Genomic DNA, 19,335 nt, shown 5'->3' on the forward strand with positions numbered 1-19,335 from the left:
TAAAAAAGAATGCGGTAGCTAGAGCTAGGGGCGGTCGGAGCATGAAAAGAAGTCAGAAGTTGTTCAGCATCAGCCTGCTGGCGCTGGTAGTGAGTGGTTGCGCTGTTACCAGCCAGCCTATCGACCGAAGCGTCAGCGAGCAGCGCGCCAAAAGCGATCTGCAACTGATGTACAAGGATCAAGAGCCATTGAACGGTGCATTGACCCTGCACCAAGCCATGGCCCGCGCGGTGAAGTACAACCTTGAAGCGCGTCTGAAAATCATGGAAGAAGCTCTGGCCAAACGTCAGTTGGACCTCGCCAGCTTCGACATGCTGCCGCGCATGGCTCTTTCAGCGGGCTATGCCGGACGCAGTAACGTCAGCGCATCGAGCAGTGAAAGCGTAGAGACCGGAACCCAGTCCCTCGAACCGTCAACCTCGCAGGATCGCAGCCGTCGTGTCGCCGACCTGACCATGGTATGGAACGTACTCGACTTCGGTGTCAGCTACATCAGTGCCAAACAGCAAGGCGATCAGCGCCTGATCGTTCAGGAACGCCGCCGCAAGGTGATCAACACCATCGTTCAGGACGTGCGTTCAGCCTATTGGCGCGCCGTCGCCGCCGAACGCATGCTCAAGCAGATCGACAGCTTGATGGCTCGTGTCGAGAAAGCGCAGGACAACAGCCAGCAAATGAGCCAGCAGCGTGTGGGGGACCCGGTACAGGCATTGGGTTATCAGCGCTCGCTGATCCAGGCGACGCGTCAGCTTGAAGAACAGCGCAAGGCGCTTTCACTGGCCAAGACCGAACTGGCGACCCTGATCAACCTGCCGCTGGGCACCGATCTGAAGCTGGCGACGCCGGACGACTACTCGATTCCGCAACTCAAGGTCGACATGGCACGCCTGGAAACCGAAGCGCTGGCCAGTCGTCCCGAGCTGCGCGAACAGGATTACCAAACCCGTATCAGCTCGGCCGAAACCCGCAAGGCCATGCTGCGCATGCTGCCCGGCCTGGAGTTCTCGGCAGGCGGCCATTACGACAGCAACTCGTTTCTGGTCAACGACAAATGGGCTGATCTGGGCGTAAAAGTCACCTGGAACCTGTTCAATGTGCTGTCGGCACCTGCCGCCATTGACGTCGCCAAAGCCGGTGAGGAAGTCGCTACTGCGCGTCGTCAGGCAATGTCCATTGCCGTACTGGCCCAGCTCTACGTGGCCAACGCCAACTACAACGAAGCGTTGCGCCAGTTCAAAACCAGCCAACAGCTGTCGAACATCGACAGCCAGATCGTCGGTCAACTGCGTAATCGCTATCAGGCAGCCGGTCTGGGCGAGCTGGATCTGATTCAGGGCGAACTGAACACCCTGCAGGCGGATCTGCGTCGCGACCTGGCGTATGCCGACCTGCGCAACGCTTACGGCCAGATTTTCGCCAGTGCGGGTCTGGACCCGCTGCCGTCGGAGCTTTCATCCACCAAAGTGCAAGCCATTGCTGTTGCACTGGATGCGCGCGAGTCGCAGTGGGAAGCGGGTAATATTTCAGTAGCCGCTACCGCGCCCAAGCCTTAAGCCCGCATCATGAAAGACCACCCGGTCAGCGCTATGCGCTGGCTGGGTGCAGTAACACCCCTCGCCTCGCAACGAAATCGTTCCACTGTAACGATTTCAATCCAAAACACCTCGCTCCGCTTGCATCAAGGCCTTGATCAGGCACGTATTTTCAAATGCTTAAACAGTGTAGCGATTTCGCTACAGCCGAGATCGGCAGCGCTGATCTGATATTCAGTAACCCTTTGATTTAAATAAACAAATAAAACATGGCCGCTAAATTGCTAAGTCATAGCTCATATTGTTCGCGTGCTGCGCGAGCCCTGTTCTCCGAGGAGTTTGTATGAGCGAGTTGCGATTCACCGTTGACCATGAATGGCTGCGTGCCGAAGCCGACGGCAGCATTACGGTCGGCATTACGCCCTATGCGCAAGAATCGCTGGGCGACGTAGTCTTCGTGCAGCTCCCGGATTTGCAGGCCTACACTCAACACGCTGAAGTGTCAGTGGTGGAATCGGTGAAAGCCGCCAGCAGCATCAACATGCCGCTGGACGGTGAAGTGGTCGAGGTCAATTCAGTCCTCGATGACACGCCGGAGCTGGTCAATGAAGACGCTCTCGGTGCAGGCTGGTTTTTTCGTTTCATTCCACAGGATGCCGACGCCATCCACGGCCTGCTGGATCAGGACGCCTACGACCGCCTGATCAAAGCCAACGCCCAAGCCTGAGGAGCACGCCATGACTGACCGTATTGAACTGACCACTGCCAACGAATTCATCGCCCGTCACATTGGCCCGCGCGCTGCCGACGAACAGGCCATGTTACAGACGCTGGGTTTCGACTCCATTGAAGCGCTGAGCGAAAGCGTTATCCCGGAAAGCATCAAGGGCACCAGCGTGCTGAACCTGCCTGCCGGGCAGAGTGAAGCCGATGCGATGGCGTCCATCAAGGCCATCGCCGGCAAAAATCAACTGTTCAAGACCTACATCGGCCAGGGTTACTACAACACCCACACGCCGGCCCCGATTCTGCGCAACCTGCTGGAAAACCCGGCCTGGTACACCGCCTACACGCCCTATCAGCCGGAGATTTCCCAAGGTCGTCTGGAGTCGCTGCTCAATTTTCAGACGCTGATCAGCGACCTGACCGGCCTGCCGATTGCCAACGCGTCCTTGCTCGACGAAGCGACCGCTGCTGCCGAAGCAATGACCTTTTGCAAACGTTTGAGCAAGAACAAAGGCAGCCAGCAGTTTTTCGCCTCCAGCCACTGCCACCCGCAGACACTTGATGTGTTGCGTACCCGTGCCGAGCCATTGGGTATCACCGTTGTGGTGGCGGACGAAGCCGAGTTGGGCGACGTCAGCGATTACTTTGGTGCGTTGCTGCAATACCCGGCCAGCAACGGCGACGTGTTCGATTACCGCGAGCTGGTCGAACGTTTCCATGCTGCCAACGCGCTGGTCGCCGTGGCTGCCGACTTGCTGGCCCTGACGTTGCTGACCCCGCCAGGCGAATTTGGCGCCGACGTGGCCATCGGCAGCGCACAACGCTTCGGTGTACCGCTGGGCTTCGGCGGCCCGCATGCGGCTTACTTCTCAACCCGCGATGCCTTCAAGCGCGACATGCCGGGCCGCCTGGTCGGCGTATCGGTGGACCGTCACGGCAAGCAGGCCCTGCGTCTTGCCATGCAGACCCGCGAACAGCATATTCGTCGCGAGAAGGCCACCAGCAACATTTGCACTGCGCAGGTGCTGCTGGCCAACATCGCCAGCATGTACGCCGTCTACCATGGCCCGCGCGGCCTGACACAGATCGCCAAACGCGTTCACCAGTTGACCGCGATCCTTGCCGAAGGCTTGAGTACGCTGGGTCTGAAGGCCGAGCAGGCATTCTTCTTCGACAGCCTGACCCTGAACACCGGCAGCAGGACCGCGGCGCTGCACGCAGCGGCTCGCGCCAGGCACATCAACCTGCGTGAAATCGACGACCAGCACCTGGGTCTGTCACTGGACGAAACCACCTCGCAGTCGGCAGTTGAAACGCTGTGGGAAATCTTCGCCAGCGACGGTCAGAACCTGCCCGACTTCACCGCACTGGCAGCCAGCGTCCCGTCGCGCCTGCCCGCTGCACTGCTGCGCAAGTCGGCAATCCTCAGCCACCCGGTGTTCAACCGCTACCACTCTGAAACCGAACTGATGCGCTACCTGCGCAAGCTGGCTGACAAGGATCTGGCGCTGGACCGCACCATGATTCCACTGGGCTCGTGCACCATGAAGCTCAACGCCGCCAGTGAAATGATCCCGGTGACCTGGGCCGAATTCGGCAACCTGCACCCGTTCGCCCCGGCCGAGCAGAGCGCCGGGTATCAACAATTGACCGACGAGCTAGAGGCCATGCTCTGTGCGGCCACCGGCTATGACGCAATCTCGCTGCAACCGAACGCCGGCTCCCAGGGTGAATATGCCGGCCTGCTGGCCATCCGTGCTTATCATCAGAGCCGTGGCGATGAGCATCGCGATATCTGCCTGATCCCTTCATCGGCACACGGCACCAACCCGGCCACTGCCAACATGGCCGGTATGCGTGTCGTGGTCACCGCCTGCGATGCACGTGGCAACGTCGATATCGAAGACCTGCGCGCCAAGGCCGTTCAACACCGCGACCAGCTTGCGGCGATCATGATCACCTACCCGTCCACCCACGGTGTATTCGAAGAAGGCATCCGCGAAATCTGCGGTATCGTTCACGACAACGGTGGCCAGGTCTACATTGACGGCGCCAACATGAACGCCATGGTCGGCCTGTGCGCTCCGGGCAAATTCGGTGGCGATGTATCGCACCTCAACCTGCACAAGACCTTCTGCATTCCGCACGGCGGCGGTGGCCCAGGCGTTGGTCCTATCGGCGTCAAATCCCATCTCGCACCGTTCATGCCGGGCCATGCACGCATGGAGCGCAAGGAAGGCGCAGTCTGCGCAGCCCCGTTCGGCAGCGCCAGCATCCTGCCAATCACCTGGATGTACATCCGCATGATGGGCGGCGAAGGCCTGAAACGCGCTTCGCAGCTGGCGATCCTCAACGCCAACTACATTTCGCGCCGCCTGGAAGAGCACTACCCGGTGCTGTACACCGGCACCAACGGGCTGGTTGCCCACGAATGCATCCTTGACCTGCGCCCTATCAAGGACAGCAGCGGCATCAGCGTCGATGACGTGGCCAAGCGTCTGATCGACTTTGGCTTCCATGCCCCGACCATGTCGTTCCCGGTTGCCGGGACCTTGATGATCGAGCCGACCGAGAGCGAGTCCAGAGAAGAGCTGGACCGTTTCTGCGACGCCATGATCAAGATCCGTGAAGAAATACGCGCAGTTGAAAACGGCACACTGGACAAAGACGACAACCCGTTGAAAAACGCCCCGCACACCGCTGCGGAAATCGTCGGCCAATGGAGCCATCCTTACAGCCGCGAACAGGCGGTGTATCCGGTTGATTCGTTGATCGAGAACAAGTACTGGCCTCCGGTCGGCCGTGTCGACAACGTCTTCGGCGACCGCAATCTGGTCTGTGCCTGCCCGTCCATCGAGAGCTATCAGGAAGCCTGATAGCCCGTGCCCTGGCATGCCTGTGCGCAGCTCGATAGTGAGCGCGCACAGGCAATGCCGTTCTGCATGGCCCGCTCAACAAGGAATTGAACATGTCCACAGAAACCCTGCTGACCACTCCCCTGCACGCCCTTCACCGAGAACTCGGCGCGAAGATGGTGCCCTTCGCCGGTTACGACATGCCCGTGCAATACCCGGCTGGCGTAATGAAAGAACATTTGCACACTCGCGCACAGGCCGGCCTGTTCGATGTCTCGCACATGGGCCAGATTCGTCTTACCGGTACAGATGCTGCCAAGGCCCTTGAGGCCCTGGTGCCGGTGGACATCATTGACCTGCCGGTCGGCATGCAACGCTATGCGATGTTCACCAACGATGCTGGCGGCATTCTCGATGACCTGATGGTTGCCAATCTCGGCAATGATCAACTGATGCTGGTGGTCAACGCGGCCTGCAAGCATCAGGACCTGGCGCACTTGCGCAAGCACCTGGCGGGGCATTGCACTATCGAACCGCTGTTCGAAGAACGCGCCCTGCTCGCCCTGCAAGGTCCGGCCGCTGTCACGGTGCTGGCGCGCCTTGCGCCGGAAGTGGCGAAGATGACCTTCATGCAGTTCGCCAGCGTCAAGCTGCTGGACGTTCAATGTTATGTCAGCCGCTCGGGCTATACCGGCGAAGACGGCTATGAAATTTCAGTACCGGCCGAACAGGCTGAAGCCCTGGCGCGCCGCCTGCTGGAAGAGCCGGAAGTTGCCCCGATCGGTTTGGGCGCACGTGATTCGCTGCGACTGGAAGCAGGTTTGTGCCTGTACGGTCATGACATGGACACCGACACCTCACCGGTGGAGGCCAGCCTGTTATGGGCTATTTCCAAAGTGCGTCGCGCCGACGGTGCACGTGCAGGCGGCTTCCCGGGAGCAGAGCAGGTCTTTGCCCAGCAACAGAACGGTGTCGCCAAAAAACGTGTCGGCCTGCTTCCCGAAGAGCGTACGCCAGTGCGTGAGGGCACAGAAATCGTCGATGAACAGGGCACTGTCATCGGCACTGTCTGCAGCGGCGGTTTTGGCCCGAGCCTGGCTGGCCCGCTGGCCATGGGTTATTTGAACAACGCTTACACCACGCTGGATACACAGGTCTGGGCAATGGTGCGCGGCAAGAAAGTGCCCATGCGTGTTGCAAAAATGCCTTTCGTTGCACAACGTTACTTTCGCGGCTAAACAACGGCGTCAAAAAAACAGCAACACTTCGCTGTTGCGCAGGTGCTGTTACACACCACTGTTTCGGCCGTGTTTCAACCGAGTGAACAGTCTGTTGTATATGCCAAAAATGCACCTATAAAGTGCAAAATGTTATGACAGACCAAACACCGTGCACAGCAGGCAAACACGCCGGGCATAAGGCTCTACCCCCCGGAAACAGGGTACAAGGCAGGGGGGTTGTATTTGTAACGAGAGTTGGCGTAGAGTTTCCGGACTGTGTTTGCATGGGTCGCCGAATCTGGACCTGGGCAGTAGCTCTAGGTTTGCTACAACCCGTTCTACGTTTCTTACTTCCTGCAACCAGCCCCAGTGCTCTTTCGTGTGAAAGAGGCTGTAACCAATTCAAGTCAAGCGTCAAGGAAATAAGAAAATGGCTGATCGTCAGAGCGGTACCGTCAAGTGGTTCAACGATGAAAAAGGTTTTGGTTTTATCACTCCTGAGAGCGGGCCGGATCTGTTCGTACACTTCCGCGCCATCCAGGGTAACGGCTTCAAAAGCCTGAAAGAAGGCCAGAAAGTTACCTTCGTTGCCGTACAGGGCCAGAAAGGCATGCAGGCTGACGAAGTTCAAGCCGAAGCCTGATACGACACACTCTCGTATGCACAAAAAGCCTCTGACAGCGATGTCAGAGGCTTTTTTGCATGTGCGATTCGCTCAGCAGGCGCATGAGTACGCCCATGAAAAAGCCGACTCGAGGTCGGCTTTTTCACTGCGGCTACACGACGCTATCCGGCGCGGCGCAGTAGATACACCCCGGCCAGCGCACAGGCTGCAGCAGGCATCAGCACGGCCAGCAACGGCGGGAAACCGAACAGCAGGCTGGACGGGCCGAGCAGGTCCTGAATGATGCGGAAGGTAAAGCCGACCACCACCCCCGTGAACACACGCTGCCCCAGCGTAACCGAGCGAAGCGGGCCGAAGATGAACGAGATTGCCATCAGCACCAGCGCCACTGTGACGGCCGGTTGCAATACCTTGGTCCAGAACGCCAGCCAGTAGCGGCCATTGCTCAAGCCCTGATCAGCCAGATAATGCGCGTAGTTCCAGAGACCGCTGATCGAAAGCGACTCGGGCGGCATGATCACCGTGCTCAGCAATTGCGGGCTCAACGCTACATCCCAGCGCTCTACCGGCGTATTGATGACCTCGGTACGGCCGTCATTGAAATGCGTGGTACTGACGTCCTTCAACTCCCAGTAATCGGTCTTGAAGTTGGCCTCTTTGGCAAAGCTGGACGTCAGCATGTGGCGTTGATCGTCGAAACGATAACGTGTCACGCCGAGCATCAGGCCATTGGGCTGGACGGTGTTGATGTGGATGAATTCGTCACCCTGACGGTGCCACAGACCATGCCTGGCGCTCTGCGCATCACCCGAGCCCTGAGCCAGCGAGCGAGCGGCCTGAGCCTGGTTCTCGGCGTAGGGAGCCACGTACTCGCCGACCAGTACACCAGCGACCATCAATAGCAGCATCGGCTTCATGACCGCCCAGACGATGCGCCCGATGGACACACCTGCTGCACGCATGATGGTCAGTTCGCTGCTGCTGGCCAGCGTACCCAGACCAATGAGGCAACCGATCAGGGCAGCCATTGGCAGCGTGTCGTAGACACGCCGCGGCGCGGTCAGCATGACGTAGCTGAGGGCATCCGCCAGTGTGTAGGTGTCACTGATATCACCCATCTCGTCGATGAACGCGAACAATGAAACCAGCCCCAGAATGATTCCCAGAACCGCAAGAATCGCCAGCAATACGCTTTTACCGATGTATCGATCAAGCTTGACCACGAGTCACCTCCGTGACGCTGCGACGACTCGCCATCTTCAGACGCAGAGGCTCCCAATAGAACAACAGCAGGCCAATGGACAGGTAGATGCCATGCACCCACCACATGCCAAGGCTTAGCGGCAGCTTGCCCTTCTCCAGCGAACTGCGCACCGAGATCAGAATGGCCAGATAAGACATGTACAGAAGGATCGCCGGCAAAAGTTTCAGGTAACGGCCCTGACGCGGATTGACGCGCGACAACGGAATAGCCATCAACGTCACGATGAACACCGACAGCGGCAGCGAAATACGCCATTGCAGCTCGGCGACAGAGCGCGGTGCGGGGTTGCCGATCAGTTCGCTGGTCGGAATGGCCTCACGGTCGGTGATTTCTTCACTGATTTCCGGCTTGGGCAGCATCGCCCCGTAGGTGTCGTACTTGATCACACGGTAATCAGCCGCACCAGGATTGCCATCGTAGCGGTAGCCGTTTTCGAGGATCAGGAAGCGACTGCCATTGGGCCTTACCTCCTGATGGCCCTTCTCTGCCACCAGCACGGTAATACCGTTGTCCTTGCTCTTGTCGCCGGACATGCGTTTTTCAGAGATGAACACACCAGCCAGTTGCGAGCGGTCTTCCGACAGTTCCTTGGTGTAAGTGATACGCGTACCGTCACGCAGCGCCTGAAAACGACCCGGCACCAGCGTATCGAACTCGGTCATGGCGTCCTGCTTGTTGATCAGCAGCGAAAACTGGGTAGCGCCTTGCGGGGCCAGACTGAAACTCAGCCAGGCGACCAGCAGCCCGACCAGCGTGGCAGGCCCCATGGTGATGGCAAGCAGCCGCTGCTGACTCATGCCGGTGGCGGCCAGCACGGTCATTTCACTTTCCAGGTACAGGCGCCCGTAAGCCATGAGGATGCCGAGGAACAGGCCCAGCGGCAGGATTACCTGCAGAAAGCCTGGCAGGCGGAAGCCCATGATCAGGAACAGCACGCCCGGATCGAGCGCACCGGACGCGGCCTGCGCCAGGTACTTGATGAAGCGTCCGCTCATGATGAACACCAGCAGCACGGCGCTGACCGCGCTCAGGGTAAGCAGCACTTCTCGGGACAGATAACGGAAGACAATCAAACCAGACACTCCAGAGTTGTCAGGCTCAGGCAGCCAAACAGGGAAAAATTGTGAGCCACGGCAACCAGAGATTCACGCCGGCAAAAGGCGTGGGCATCAAAAAATATGCAGCATTATCCTGTGATTGTGTGTTTCTGTCACTGCGCACCGGGGATAGTTCGCACATACACGCAAAGCAGGCGGCGCTACGGGGTTGTCAGCAGTCGTGCAGCGGGGTCAAACTGCAAGGCTTACCGCGGGCATCTTCCTTGAAAACACTCAGGCCATCCCGCGTACATCATTCATATTGCGACTCTCATCGTCTACTCGGGGACCCCACATGGAATTGGTTGTTAAAAGCGTAAGCCCAGAAACCTTGAAAACCGCAACGCTGGTGGTCACCGTCGGCGAAAGCCGTGTACTGGTTGGTGCTGCCCAGGCTGTCGATATCCTCAGCGGCGGAGCCATCTCCCTCATTCTCAAACGCGGTGATCTGGCGGGCAAGGTCGGTCAGAGCCTGCTGCTGCACAACCTGCCCAACATCAAGGCCGAGCGCGTTCTGCTGATCGGTACCGGCAAGGAAGGCGAACTGTCGGACCGCCAGCTGAAAAAAATCGTCGGCGCAACACTGACCTGCCTCAAAGGCCTGGGCGGCAGCGACGCTGCGATTGCGCTCGATGACCTGTCAGTGAAAAACCGCGACACCTACGGCACAGCTCGCCTGCTGGTCGAGGCTCTGGCGGATGGTGAATACGTCTTCGACCGCTTCAAGACCCAGAAAGCCGAAGTTCGCGCCCTGAAAAAAATCACCCTGCTGACCGACAAGGTCCGCATAGCTGACATCGAGCGCGCTTCCACTCACGCCAAGGCTATCGCCACCGGCATGGCACTGACCCGCGACCTGGGCAATCTGCCACCTAACATCTGCCACCCGACCTACCTGGGCGAAGAAGCCAAGGCGCTGGGCAAGGCACACAAGAATCTGAAAGTGGAAGTTCACGACGAGAAGAAACTGGCCGAACTGGGCATGGGCTCTTTCCTCGCGGTGGCTCAGGGCAGCGCCCAGCCACCTCGCCTGATCGTCATGAACTATCAGGGTGCCAAAAAAGGTGATCAGCCCTTCGTGCTGGTCGGTAAAGGCATCACGTTCGACACCGGCGGCATCAGTATCAAGCCTGCCTCGGGCATGGACGAGATGAAGTTCGACATGTGCGGCGCTGCCAGCGTATTCGGTACCCTGCGCGCCGTACTGGAACTGAAACTGCCGATCAATCTGGTGTGTATTCTGGCCTGCGCCGAAAACATGCCGAGCGGCACCGCGACACGTCCCGGCGACATCGTCACTACCATGAGTGGCCAGACGGTCGAAATTCTCAACACCGACGCTGAAGGCCGTCTGGTGCTGTGCGATGCACTGACCTACGCCGAACGCTTCAAGCCACAGGCAGTCATCGACATCGCCACTCTCACCGGCGCGTGCGTGGTTGCGCTGGGCGGCCACACTTCCGGCCTGCTGGGCAACAACGACGCGCTGATCAATCAGTTGCTCGACGCGGGCAAACAGGCGGATGACCGTGCCTGGCAGTTGCCGTTGTTCGATGAGTACCAGGAGCAGCTCGACAGCCCGTTCGCCGACATCGCCAATATCGGTGGCCCGAAAGGCGGCACCATCACGGCGGCCTGCTTCCTGTCGCGCTTCACCAAGGCCTATGACTGGGCTCACCTGGACATCGCTGGCACTGCGTGGCTGAGCGGCGGCAAGGAAAAAGGCGCCACCGGACGTCCGGTTCCGCTGCTGACCCAGTACCTGCTCGACCGCGCTGGCGTATAAAAAGACACCCTGGCGTGTCGGCTTCACGGTCGATACGCCACTGGTTCTGGAACCTGTATGACCCAAGTCGATTTTTACATCCTGCCCAGCGCCGATCCTGCCGCGCGCCTGGACTTTGCCTGCAAACTCACGGAAAAAGCCTGGCGTCTGGGTCACAAGGTCTATCTGCATTGCAGCGATGCAGCGCAGCGTGAAGACCTTGATGCCCGGCTCTGGCGCTTCAGGGGCGAAGTGTTTCTGCCCCACGGCGACGCCGAGAGCGACTCCGATGCCCCCGTGGTGCTGGGTCTGGGTGACGACTCGGGCGCTCACGAGGACCTGTTGGTCAACCTCGACCTGAGCATTCCGGCCTTCTTCAAACGCTTCGCCCGCGTGGCGGAAGTGGTTGTCGAAGACCCGGCCATACGTCTTGCCGCACGCGAGAGTTTCCGTTCATACCGTGAACAGGGCTATCCTCCGCAAGATCACCGACTGCAGCGCCTTTGAGGACACGATGGATACTTCAAAAAAAGCTGAATCCGCGCATTTGCTGAACGATCTGGAATCGATCCGCCAATTGCTCGGCGATGACCCCGCACAATCCCCGCTGCCGAACGACCCGGCTCGTCCGGAAGGCCAGATTCCTCTGTTATTCGATGTGGTCGGCGCTCGCCCCGACGCGACTTATCAACAGGACTTCGACGAAGACGACATCCCGACGCTGACGCCTGATGTGCAAGCTGCACCAGTCGAGCAGCTTCAGACCGTTCAACAGCCTGCCCAGCCTCAAGCACTGTCGAACCCGGATGCCCTGCTGCATCTGGACAACGAATTGCGTGCCGCCGCGCAGTTGATCCTGCAGGACGTGATCGCCGACTTCGCCCCGCACATCGAGACTGAAATCAAGCGTCGGCTGGAAGCGAGGCTGGAGCGGTTATTGGCGCAGCAGAAGTGAGCGTGTGATCAGGAGTCCGGAGCACACACGCATGCAGACGCTGTCAGGGAGAATTCAATAGGGAGCGAATCTCTGCTACTTGCCGCTCCATTTTCCCCTTGAGACTAACTTGGGCATACCAGGCTCCCATGAGCGTTTTGCGTTTAGCCACATCTCTTTTTATATTTAGCAGCATTTCGGGAGACCCTTCGTGCTCCTTGAGCTTAATAGCCGATGCCTTCTTGAAATCGTCGTAACCGGTATTGGGTTTACCCGTGAATTTGTCAGAGAATGAGTGCTCTACACGCCAGGCCTCCTTGATTCGATCGCTCATTTTTTGACTGGCGTTCGCCGTGACTTTTTCAAACCGTACTTTGAAGTCTGCACTCTTGAATACACTCGGCAGAAAACCCGGTTCGTTTTCTATAGCGCTGCGAAGGTCCAACAGTACGTCTGGGTTACTGGCATCTACAAAACGCTTATTTAACTGCACGGCTATCAGCCCGGCTCCTCTCTCATTCAACGTATTAGACGCTCCACTCACTGCGGCCATATTTTTGAAAGACAGGTGCCTGAATATTCTGTCAAGCGCCAGGTCTGGTAACGTGTCGAGAAAGAGTCTGTGGACCCCGACATGTCCACCCGGATCACTTCGATTAACCGGATCCCCCTGACAGTAAACATACGCATTCAGGCCTCCCCGCCCAAATGGACTTAACGAGTCTGGCCGGTTGAAACGCATCAGCACCGGATTGAAAGCCCGATAGCCGTTACCCAGCAAGTAATGCCCGGTCACAGGGTCCGCGCGCTCGCCGTTGAAACCGGAAAAGGGACCGCCCTGCGCGCGATGTCCGTAAGGGCTATAAGCAAGCGGCTGCCGTTCCTCTGAACTCAGGGCATGCAGCACGCTGATTTGCCTGTCGGTGCCCAGCAGATCGGTCCGAGTGATGGAGCCGTCCGTTTCATACTCAGCCAACAAGCGATCATCGCCGTGAAATACACGACGGCGCGTTGCACCCTGTATCTCGACCGTCAAACGGTTCTTTTGATAAAAACGCGACACTGCACTCTTTGCTCCGGGGTCGACGACGGCAATACGGTCCAGCGCGTCATAGCGATATCGACACAGTACGCGCCTGCTTTCCGAAGTCTTGTTCATGGCCACATCCGTCCTGTGATCAATGCTTAAACACCGGATCATGCCCCTCTCCCCCCTCGCCGCCTACTGACATATCTGCCAGTTGTGGCCCGGCACATATGTGCTTGTCGCTTGCCGTCAGGTCTATGCTTACCGGTTTCCGAATCAATGCCACAGGTTCCCGCCGCGCATGGACAAGACTTACCAGCCGTACGCCATCGAAACTTCCTGGTATCAGACCTGGGAGCCCGAAAATTTATTTCGCTCCGCAAGGCGTAGCAGACAGCTCCACCGCAAGCGCAGCCCAACCCTGATGCACTGCTTCATCTGAACAGCGAACTGCGCGCAGCCGCGCAATTGATCATGCAGGACGTGGTCGACGGCTTCGCCCTACCTATAGAAAACGAGATCAAGCGTCGGCTGAAGGCAAGGCTGGAGCGGTTATTGGCGCAGCAGAAGAAGTGAAGCGCGCGGTTTGGAAACTGGCTCACATGCGTGTGGATACGTTATTAGCGAGGATTGAATGTGGAGCGGATATCAGCTGTACGCCGGCCCGTGTCTGCTTCACGATTGATAAGTTCATTCCATTCCTTGTGCAACTTCCTGTAGTTTTCCATGAGCCCAGTGATTCTTGTCAGGCTCTCTGACTGATAGCGCTGGGCACGCTCTAGCGCGCGCGTAGCCTGCAACTCACTGCTTCCACTCACGCCAGCCACGTGATCAAGAATCGATTGCGTTTGACGATCAACGCTATTTATCTTTCTACTGAATCCTTGCTCGATGCTCGTCGCTACATACTTGAACTGCGCGCTGTAGAAAGCGTCATGGCTTAGCGCCCCGGTCGTACTTAAATGCCCTTCAATTGTCGACAGTGCGCTGGGATCATTTATGTCAACCCAAGGCTTGTTTAGTATTTTTGATACTCTCTTACCTATTTGAGGGGTCGTTGCACTCAGCGCGGCCGCGTCTTCTAGAGAAACGCGCTTGAGTATATTCTCAAGGAGCTCATCAGGCAGCACTTCAAAAGCGAAACTCCTGGCCGCGCGCGTGACCGCCGCAAACCCTGGAATATGCCCATCAGGATCACTCCGGTTAACCGGGTCGCCCTGACAATAAGCATACGCATTCAGACCTCCCCGTCCAAATGGACTCAGAGTGTCCGGACTATTGAATCGCATCAGCACCGGGTTGAAAGCGCGATAGCCGTTACCCAGCAGGTAATGCCCGGTCACAGGGTCCGCACGCTCGCCGTTGAAACCGGAAAAGGGGCCGCCCGGCAAGCGATGTCCGTAAGGGCTATAGGCCAGCGGCTGGTGCCCTTCCGAACTCAAAGCATGCAATACACTGCTTTGCAGGTCGGTGGCCAGAAGGTCCGTCCGGGCAACAGAGCCTTCAGTCTCATACTCTGCTAACAAACGATTTTCACCGTGAAATACACGGCGACGCGTTGCGCCCTGTATCTCGACCGTCAAACAGTTCTTTTGATAAAAACGCGACACTGCTCCCTGTGCTCCGGGATCGACGACGGCAATACGATCCAGCGCGTCATAGCGATATCGGCACAGTACGCGCCTGCTTTCCGAAGTTTTGTTCATGGCCGCATTCGCCCTGCGATCGATGCTTGAACACCGGATCATGCCCCTCGCCCCACTCGCCGCCAACTGACAGATCTGCCAGTTGTGGCCCGGCGCTTATGGCTTGTCGCTGGCCGTCAGGTCTATACTTACCGGTTTCCGAATCAATGCCACAGGTTCCCGCCGCGCATGGACAAGACTTACCAGCCGCACGCCATCGAAACTTCCTGGTATCAGACCTGGGAGTCCGAAAATTATTTCGCTCCGCAAGGCGTGGGTGACTCGTACACCATCATGATCCCGCCGCCGAACGTCACCGGCAGCCTGCACATGGGCCACGGCTTCAATAACGCGATCATGGACGCCCTGATCCGTTTCCGTCGCATGCAGGGTCGCAACACGCTGTGGCAACCGGGCACCGACCACGCCGGTATCGCCACGCAGATGCTGGTGGAGCGTCGTCTTGAAGCGCAAGGCGTGAGCCGTCATGAGCTGGGCCGCGAGAAGTTTCTGGACAAGATCTGGGAATGGAAAGCCGAGTCCGGCGGCAACATCAGCCGTCAGATCCGCCGTCTGGGCTCGTCCGTCGACTGGAGCCGCGAGCGCTTCACCATGGACGACGGCCTGTCCGACGCCGTGAAGGAAGCCTTCGTGCGCCTGCATGAAGACGGCCTCATTTACCGTGGCAAACGCCTGGTCAACTGGGACACCAAGCTGCACACCGCGATTTCCGACCTTGAAGTGGAGAACCACGACGAGAAAGGCCATCTGTGGAACCTGCGCTATCCGCTGGCCGACGGTGCAAAAACCGCCGAAGGTCTGGATTACCTGATCGTTGCCACCACTCGCCCGGAAACCATGCTCGGTGACGCCGCCGTTGCGGTGAACCCACAGGACGAGCGCTACAAGGCATTGATCGGCAAGTTCGTCGAACTGCCACTGGTAGGCCGCCGCATCCCGATCATCGCGGATGATTACTGCGACCCTGAATTCGGCACAGGCTGCGTGAAAATCACCCCGGCGCATGACTTCAACGACTATGAAGTCGGCAAACGTCACAACCTGCCGCTGCTGAACATCTTCGACAAGAATGCCAACGTTCTCGCTGCTGCTCAGGTTTTCAACCTTGATGGCACGCTGAACGAAAGCGTCGACGGCAGCCTGCCTGCGGCCTACGCCGGGCTGGACCGTTTTGAAGCGCGCAAGCAAATCGTTGCTGCGTTCGACGCCGCCGGCCTGCTGGTCAGCGTCGACGATCACGCCCTGAAGGTGCCGAAAGGCGATCGTTCCGGCACCATCATCGAGCCGTGGCTGACCGATCAATGGTACGTCTCCACCAAACCGCTGGCCGAGCCCGCGATTGCCGCTGTCGAAGACGGCCGTATCGCGTTCGTGCCCAAGCAATACGAAAACATGTACTTCTCTTGGATGCGCGACATCCAGGACTGGTGCATCAGCCGTCAGCTCTGGTGGGGCCACCGCATTCCAGCCTGGTACGACGAATCCGGCAAGGTCTACGTCGGCCGCGACGAAGCCGAGGTTCGGGCGAAGAACAACCTGGGGCCGGAAGTCGCGCTGCAGCAGGACAATGACGTACTGGACACCTGGTTCAGCTCGGGCCTGTGGACCTTCTCCACGCTCGGCTGGCCGGAAAAGACCAAGGCACTGGAGACCTTCCACTCCACCGACGTACTGGTCACTGGCTTCGACATCATTTTCTTCTGGGTCGCCCGGATGATCATGCTCACCATGCACCTGGTGAAGAACGAGGACGGTACGCCGCAAGTCCCGTTCAAGACCGTCTATGTGCATGGTCTGGTGCGCGACGGCCAAGGCCAGAAGATGTCCAAGTCCAAGGGCAACGTCCTTGACCCGCTGGACATCGTCGACGGTATCGACCTCGAAACGCTGGTAGAGAAACGCACCAGTGGCCTGATGCAGCCGCAGCTGGCGAAGAAGATCGAGAAGCAGACCCGCCAGGAGTTCGCCGACGGCATCGCCAGCTACGGCACCGACGCCCTGCGCTTTACCTTCTGCTCGCTGGCATCCACCGGTCGCGACATCAAGTTCGACATGGGCCGCGTCGAAGGCTATCGCAACTTCTGCAACAAGATCTGGAACGCTGCGCGCTACGTGCTGGACAAAGGCGAAGACTGCGGCCAGAACGGCGAAGCTGTCGAACTGTCGCTGGCTGATCGCTGGATCATCTCGCAATTGCAGCGCACCGAAGCCGAAGTGACCCGCCAACTGGATCAGTTCCGCTTCGACCTCGCCGCCCAGGCGCTGTACGAGTTCATCTGGAACCAGTATTGCGACTGGTATCTGGAGCTGTCCAAGCCTGTGCTGTGGGACGAAACCGCACCGGTCGAACGTCAGCGTGGCACACGCCGTACACTGGTACGCGTGCTCGAAGTCGCGCTGCGCCTTGCGCACCCGTTCATGCCGTTCATCACCGAAGAAATCTGGCAGCGCCTTGCGCCGCTGGCGGGCGCAGAAGGCAAGACCATCATGCTGCAGCCGTGGCCAGTGGCCAATGAAGCACGCATTGATCAGGCTGCCGAAGACGATATCGAATGGCTCAAGGGCCTGATGCTTGCCGTGCGCAACATCCGTGGCGAAATGAACATCGGCCCGGGCAAGCCTCTGCAACTGTTCCTCAAGAATGTGAGTGCCGAGGATCAGCGTCGTTTGAGCGAAAACGATTACCTGCTCAAGAAGCTCGCCAAGCTGGAATCGATGACTGTATTGACCGAGGGTGCAGAAGCGCCACTGTCGGCCACTGCGCTGGTCGGTGACATGGAAGTGCTGGTGCCGATGGCCGGGCTGATCGACAAAGGGGCCGAACTGGCGCGCCTGGACAAGGAAATCCAGCGCCTGCAAGGCGAAGTGCAACGCGTCGGCGGCAAGCTGTCCAACGCCGCCTTCGTCGACAAGGCACCGCCTGAAGTCATCGCCAAGGAACGCGCCAAGCTGACCGAAGCCGAACAGGCGCTGGGCAAGCTGGCCGAGCAACACGCCCGCATCGCCAGCCTGTAAGGTGGCCAGAAAAGCCAGCCCGATTATGGGCTGGCTTTTTGTTATCTGAATTTCTGTACTCGACATCACGGCTGACCATCGACCCCATGACCGATACCCGCAAACCTCCGCGCAAAAAGCCTCAGCGGCCAGCCAAACCTGCTGCGCCGCGTGAAAAGGCCACCTTGCACCCGCGCAATCGTCATCAGGGTCATTACGATTTTCCGAAGCTGATCAAATCCAGCCCCGAGCTGGCAGCGTTCGTGATCCTCAATCCGTATGGCAAGCAAAGCATCGACTTTGCCGATCCGCAGGCGGTGCGGGTGTTCAATCGCGCGCTGCTCAAAGCGTTCTATGGCATCGCCCATTGGGACATTCCTGCCGATTACCTGTGCCCGCCCATTCCAGGGCGTGCGGACTACCTGCACTTCCTCGCCGACTTGCTGGCCGAGGACAATGAAGGCGTGATCCCACGCGGCGCGTCCATCAAGGCGCTGGATATCGGCACCGGAGCCAATTGCATCTACCCGCTGCTGGGGCATAGCGACTATGGCTGGCAGTTCGTTGGCTCGGACATCGACAGCACGGCCATCGCGGCGGCTACCACGATCATCAAAGCCAATGGCCTCAGCAAGGCCATCAGCGTGCGCCAGCAGGGCAATCGCAAGCAGATCCTGCTCGGGTTGCTCGACAGCAGCGAACGCTTCCACGTGAGCCTCTGCAACCCTCCCTTCCATGCTTCGCTGGATGAGGCGCAGCGTGGCAGCCAACGAAAATGGCGCGCACTGGGCAAGGCTGATCCCAAGCGCAAGCTGCCGGTTCTCAACTTCGGCGGGCAATCTCAGGAGCTGTGGTGCGAAGGCGGCGAGATCGGCTTCGTGACCCAATTGATCCAGGAAAGCGCCACATTGCCGGGCCAGGTGGTGTGGTTCAGCACCCTGGTGTCCAAGGCATCCAACCTGCCACCGATCCAGAGCGCCCTGAAAAAAGCCGGCGCGCTTGAAGTGAAGGTAGTCGAGATGGGCCAAGGCCAGAAACAAAGCCGCTTCGTGGCCTGGACCTTCCTTGACAAGGCACAACGCACACCCCACTGATAGGGCTATCGTGCGACGCCGCGTCGGCAGGCCTTAATCTCGATTATCGTGCGACGCTCCGCGTCGCATGCCGTTCTGGACGCTCTGCGTCCTCTCTCGAGTATGCAGTGCGGCGCAGATCTGTGACGCGGAGCGTCACGCAAGGCGTTCCCACGCTGGAGCGTGAGGAACGATAATCTCAACTATCGTACGACGCTCCGCCGACATGCCTTAATCTCGATTATCGTGCGACGCTCCGCGTCGCATGCCGTTCTGGACGCTCTGCGTCCTCTCTTGAGTATGCAGTGCGGCGCAGATCTGTGACGCGGAGCGTCACGCAAGGCGNACAAGGCACAACGCACACCCCACTGATAGGGCTATCGTGCGACGCCGCGTCGGCAGGCCTTAACCTCGATTATCGTGCGACGCTCCGCGTCGCATGCCGTTCTGGACGCTCCGCGTCCTCTCTCGAGTATGCAGTGCGGCGCAGATCTGTGACGCGGAGCGTCACGCAAGG

The 19,335-nt window shown here is 58.8% G+C and carries 14 protein-coding genes and 1 pseudogene; 11 read left to right on the forward strand and 4 right to left on the reverse strand.

What is annotated here, in order from left to right; all coding sequences use genetic code 11:
* Positions 1 to 59 precede the first annotated feature (59 nt).
* The 5 genes from AO068_RS21485 to AO068_RS21505 all read left to right on the forward strand — a co-directional run bounded on the left by AO068_RS21485 (position 60) and on the right by AO068_RS21505 (position 6,976).
* Positions 60 to 1,553, forward strand: coding sequence for a TolC family protein (locus AO068_RS21485; protein WP_173929308.1), 1,494 nt, complete (start codon positions 60 to 62; stop codon positions 1,551 to 1,553).
* Between the two features lie 322 nt (positions 1,554 to 1,875).
* Positions 1,876 to 2,259, forward strand: a complete 384-nt coding sequence (gcvH, locus tag AO068_RS21490; protein ID WP_002552291.1) for a glycine cleavage system protein GcvH — start codon at positions 1,876 to 1,878, stop codon at positions 2,257 to 2,259.
* Between the two features lie 10 nt (positions 2,260 to 2,269).
* Entirely contained in the window at positions 2,270 to 5,134 is a 2,865-nt protein-coding gene (gene gcvP, locus AO068_RS21495; RefSeq protein WP_058409393.1) for an aminomethyl-transferring glycine dehydrogenase, read from the forward strand.
* Between the two features lie 92 nt (positions 5,135 to 5,226).
* Positions 5,227 to 6,351 (forward strand): glycine cleavage system aminomethyltransferase GcvT, encoded by a 1,125-nt coding sequence (gcvT, locus tag AO068_RS21500; protein WP_058409394.1) that lies wholly within the window; start codon positions 5,227 to 5,229, stop codon positions 6,349 to 6,351.
* A 412-nt stretch (positions 6,352 to 6,763) separates the two neighbouring features.
* Entirely contained in the window at positions 6,764 to 6,976 is a 213-nt protein-coding gene (locus AO068_RS21505) for a cold-shock protein (protein ID WP_002552288.1), read from the forward strand.
* Between the two features lie 143 nt (positions 6,977 to 7,119).
* Here the strand turns inward: AO068_RS21505 and lptG are convergent, their stop codons facing one another.
* Both lptG and lptF read right to left on the reverse strand, forming a co-directional pair.
* The gene (lptG, locus tag AO068_RS21510) at positions 7,120 to 8,181 is read right to left on the reverse strand and encodes an LPS export ABC transporter permease LptG (RefSeq protein ID WP_002552287.1); all 1,062 of its coding nucleotides are present in this window, start codon (positions 8,179 to 8,181) and stop codon (positions 7,120 to 7,122) included.
* Positions 8,168 to 9,295 (reverse strand): LPS export ABC transporter permease LptF, encoded by a 1,128-nt coding sequence (gene lptF, locus AO068_RS21515; RefSeq protein WP_002552286.1) that lies wholly within the window; start codon positions 9,293 to 9,295, stop codon positions 8,168 to 8,170. Before lptF ends, lptG begins: the two co-directional genes overlap by 14 nt.
* Before the next feature lie 319 nt (positions 9,296 to 9,614).
* On the opposite strand from lptF, the gene AO068_RS21520 reads away from it, so the two are divergent.
* From AO068_RS21520 to AO068_RS21530, 3 genes are read left to right on the forward strand one after another with little or no spacing between them, the layout of a single operon-like run.
* Entirely contained in the window at positions 9,615 to 11,105 is a 1,491-nt protein-coding gene (locus tag AO068_RS21520; RefSeq protein WP_002552285.1) for a leucyl aminopeptidase, read from the forward strand.
* A 57-nt stretch (positions 11,106 to 11,162) separates the two neighbouring features.
* On the forward strand, positions 11,163 to 11,591 hold the full coding sequence (locus AO068_RS21525) for a DNA polymerase III subunit chi (protein WP_005756882.1): 429 nt from the start codon (positions 11,163 to 11,165) through the stop codon (positions 11,589 to 11,591).
* A gap of 7 nt (positions 11,592 to 11,598) precedes the next feature.
* Positions 11,599 to 12,039, forward strand: coding sequence for a hypothetical protein (locus AO068_RS21530; RefSeq protein WP_058409395.1), 441 nt, complete (start codon positions 11,599 to 11,601; stop codon positions 12,037 to 12,039).
* Positions 12,040 to 12,082: 43 nt separating this feature from the next.
* On the opposite strand, the gene AO068_RS21535 is transcribed toward AO068_RS21530, so the two are convergent.
* Positions 12,083 to 13,177 carry an RHS repeat-associated core domain-containing protein gene (locus AO068_RS21535; RefSeq protein WP_058409396.1) on the reverse strand — a complete coding sequence of 365 codons (1,095 nt, stop codon included), beginning with the start codon at positions 13,175 to 13,177 and terminating at the stop codon, positions 12,083 to 12,085.
* Between the two features lie 273 nt (positions 13,178 to 13,450).
* On the opposite strand from AO068_RS21535, the pseudogene AO068_RS21540 reads away from it, so the two are divergent.
* Positions 13,451 to 13,621, forward strand: a pseudogene (locus tag AO068_RS21540) (DNA polymerase III subunit chi); the annotation flags it as partial.
* A gap of 44 nt (positions 13,622 to 13,665) precedes the next feature.
* On the opposite strand, the gene AO068_RS21545 reads toward AO068_RS21540, so the two are convergent.
* On the reverse strand, positions 13,666 to 14,751 hold the full coding sequence (locus AO068_RS21545) for an RHS repeat-associated core domain-containing protein (RefSeq protein WP_058409400.1): 1,086 nt from the start codon (positions 14,749 to 14,751) through the stop codon (positions 13,666 to 13,668).
* Positions 14,752 to 14,919: 168 nt separating this feature from the next.
* Here AO068_RS21545 and AO068_RS21550 point away from each other — a divergent pair, with 168 nt between their 5' ends.
* Both AO068_RS21550 and rlmF read left to right on the forward strand, forming a co-directional pair.
* A complete protein-coding gene (locus tag AO068_RS21550) occupies positions 14,920 to 17,766 on the forward strand; it encodes a valine--tRNA ligase (RefSeq protein WP_058409397.1) in 2,847 nt (948 codons plus the stop codon).
* Between the two features lie 86 nt (positions 17,767 to 17,852).
* Entirely contained in the window at positions 17,853 to 18,839 is a 987-nt protein-coding gene (gene rlmF / locus AO068_RS21555) for a 23S rRNA (adenine(1618)-N(6))-methyltransferase RlmF (RefSeq protein WP_058409398.1), read from the forward strand.
* The last annotated feature ends 496 nt before the right edge of the window (positions 18,840 to 19,335 follow it).

The organism is Pseudomonas sp. ICMP 3272 (assembly GCF_001466905.1).
GTDB classification, from domain to species: Bacteria; Pseudomonadota; Gammaproteobacteria; order Pseudomonadales; family Pseudomonadaceae; genus Aquipseudomonas; species Aquipseudomonas amygdali.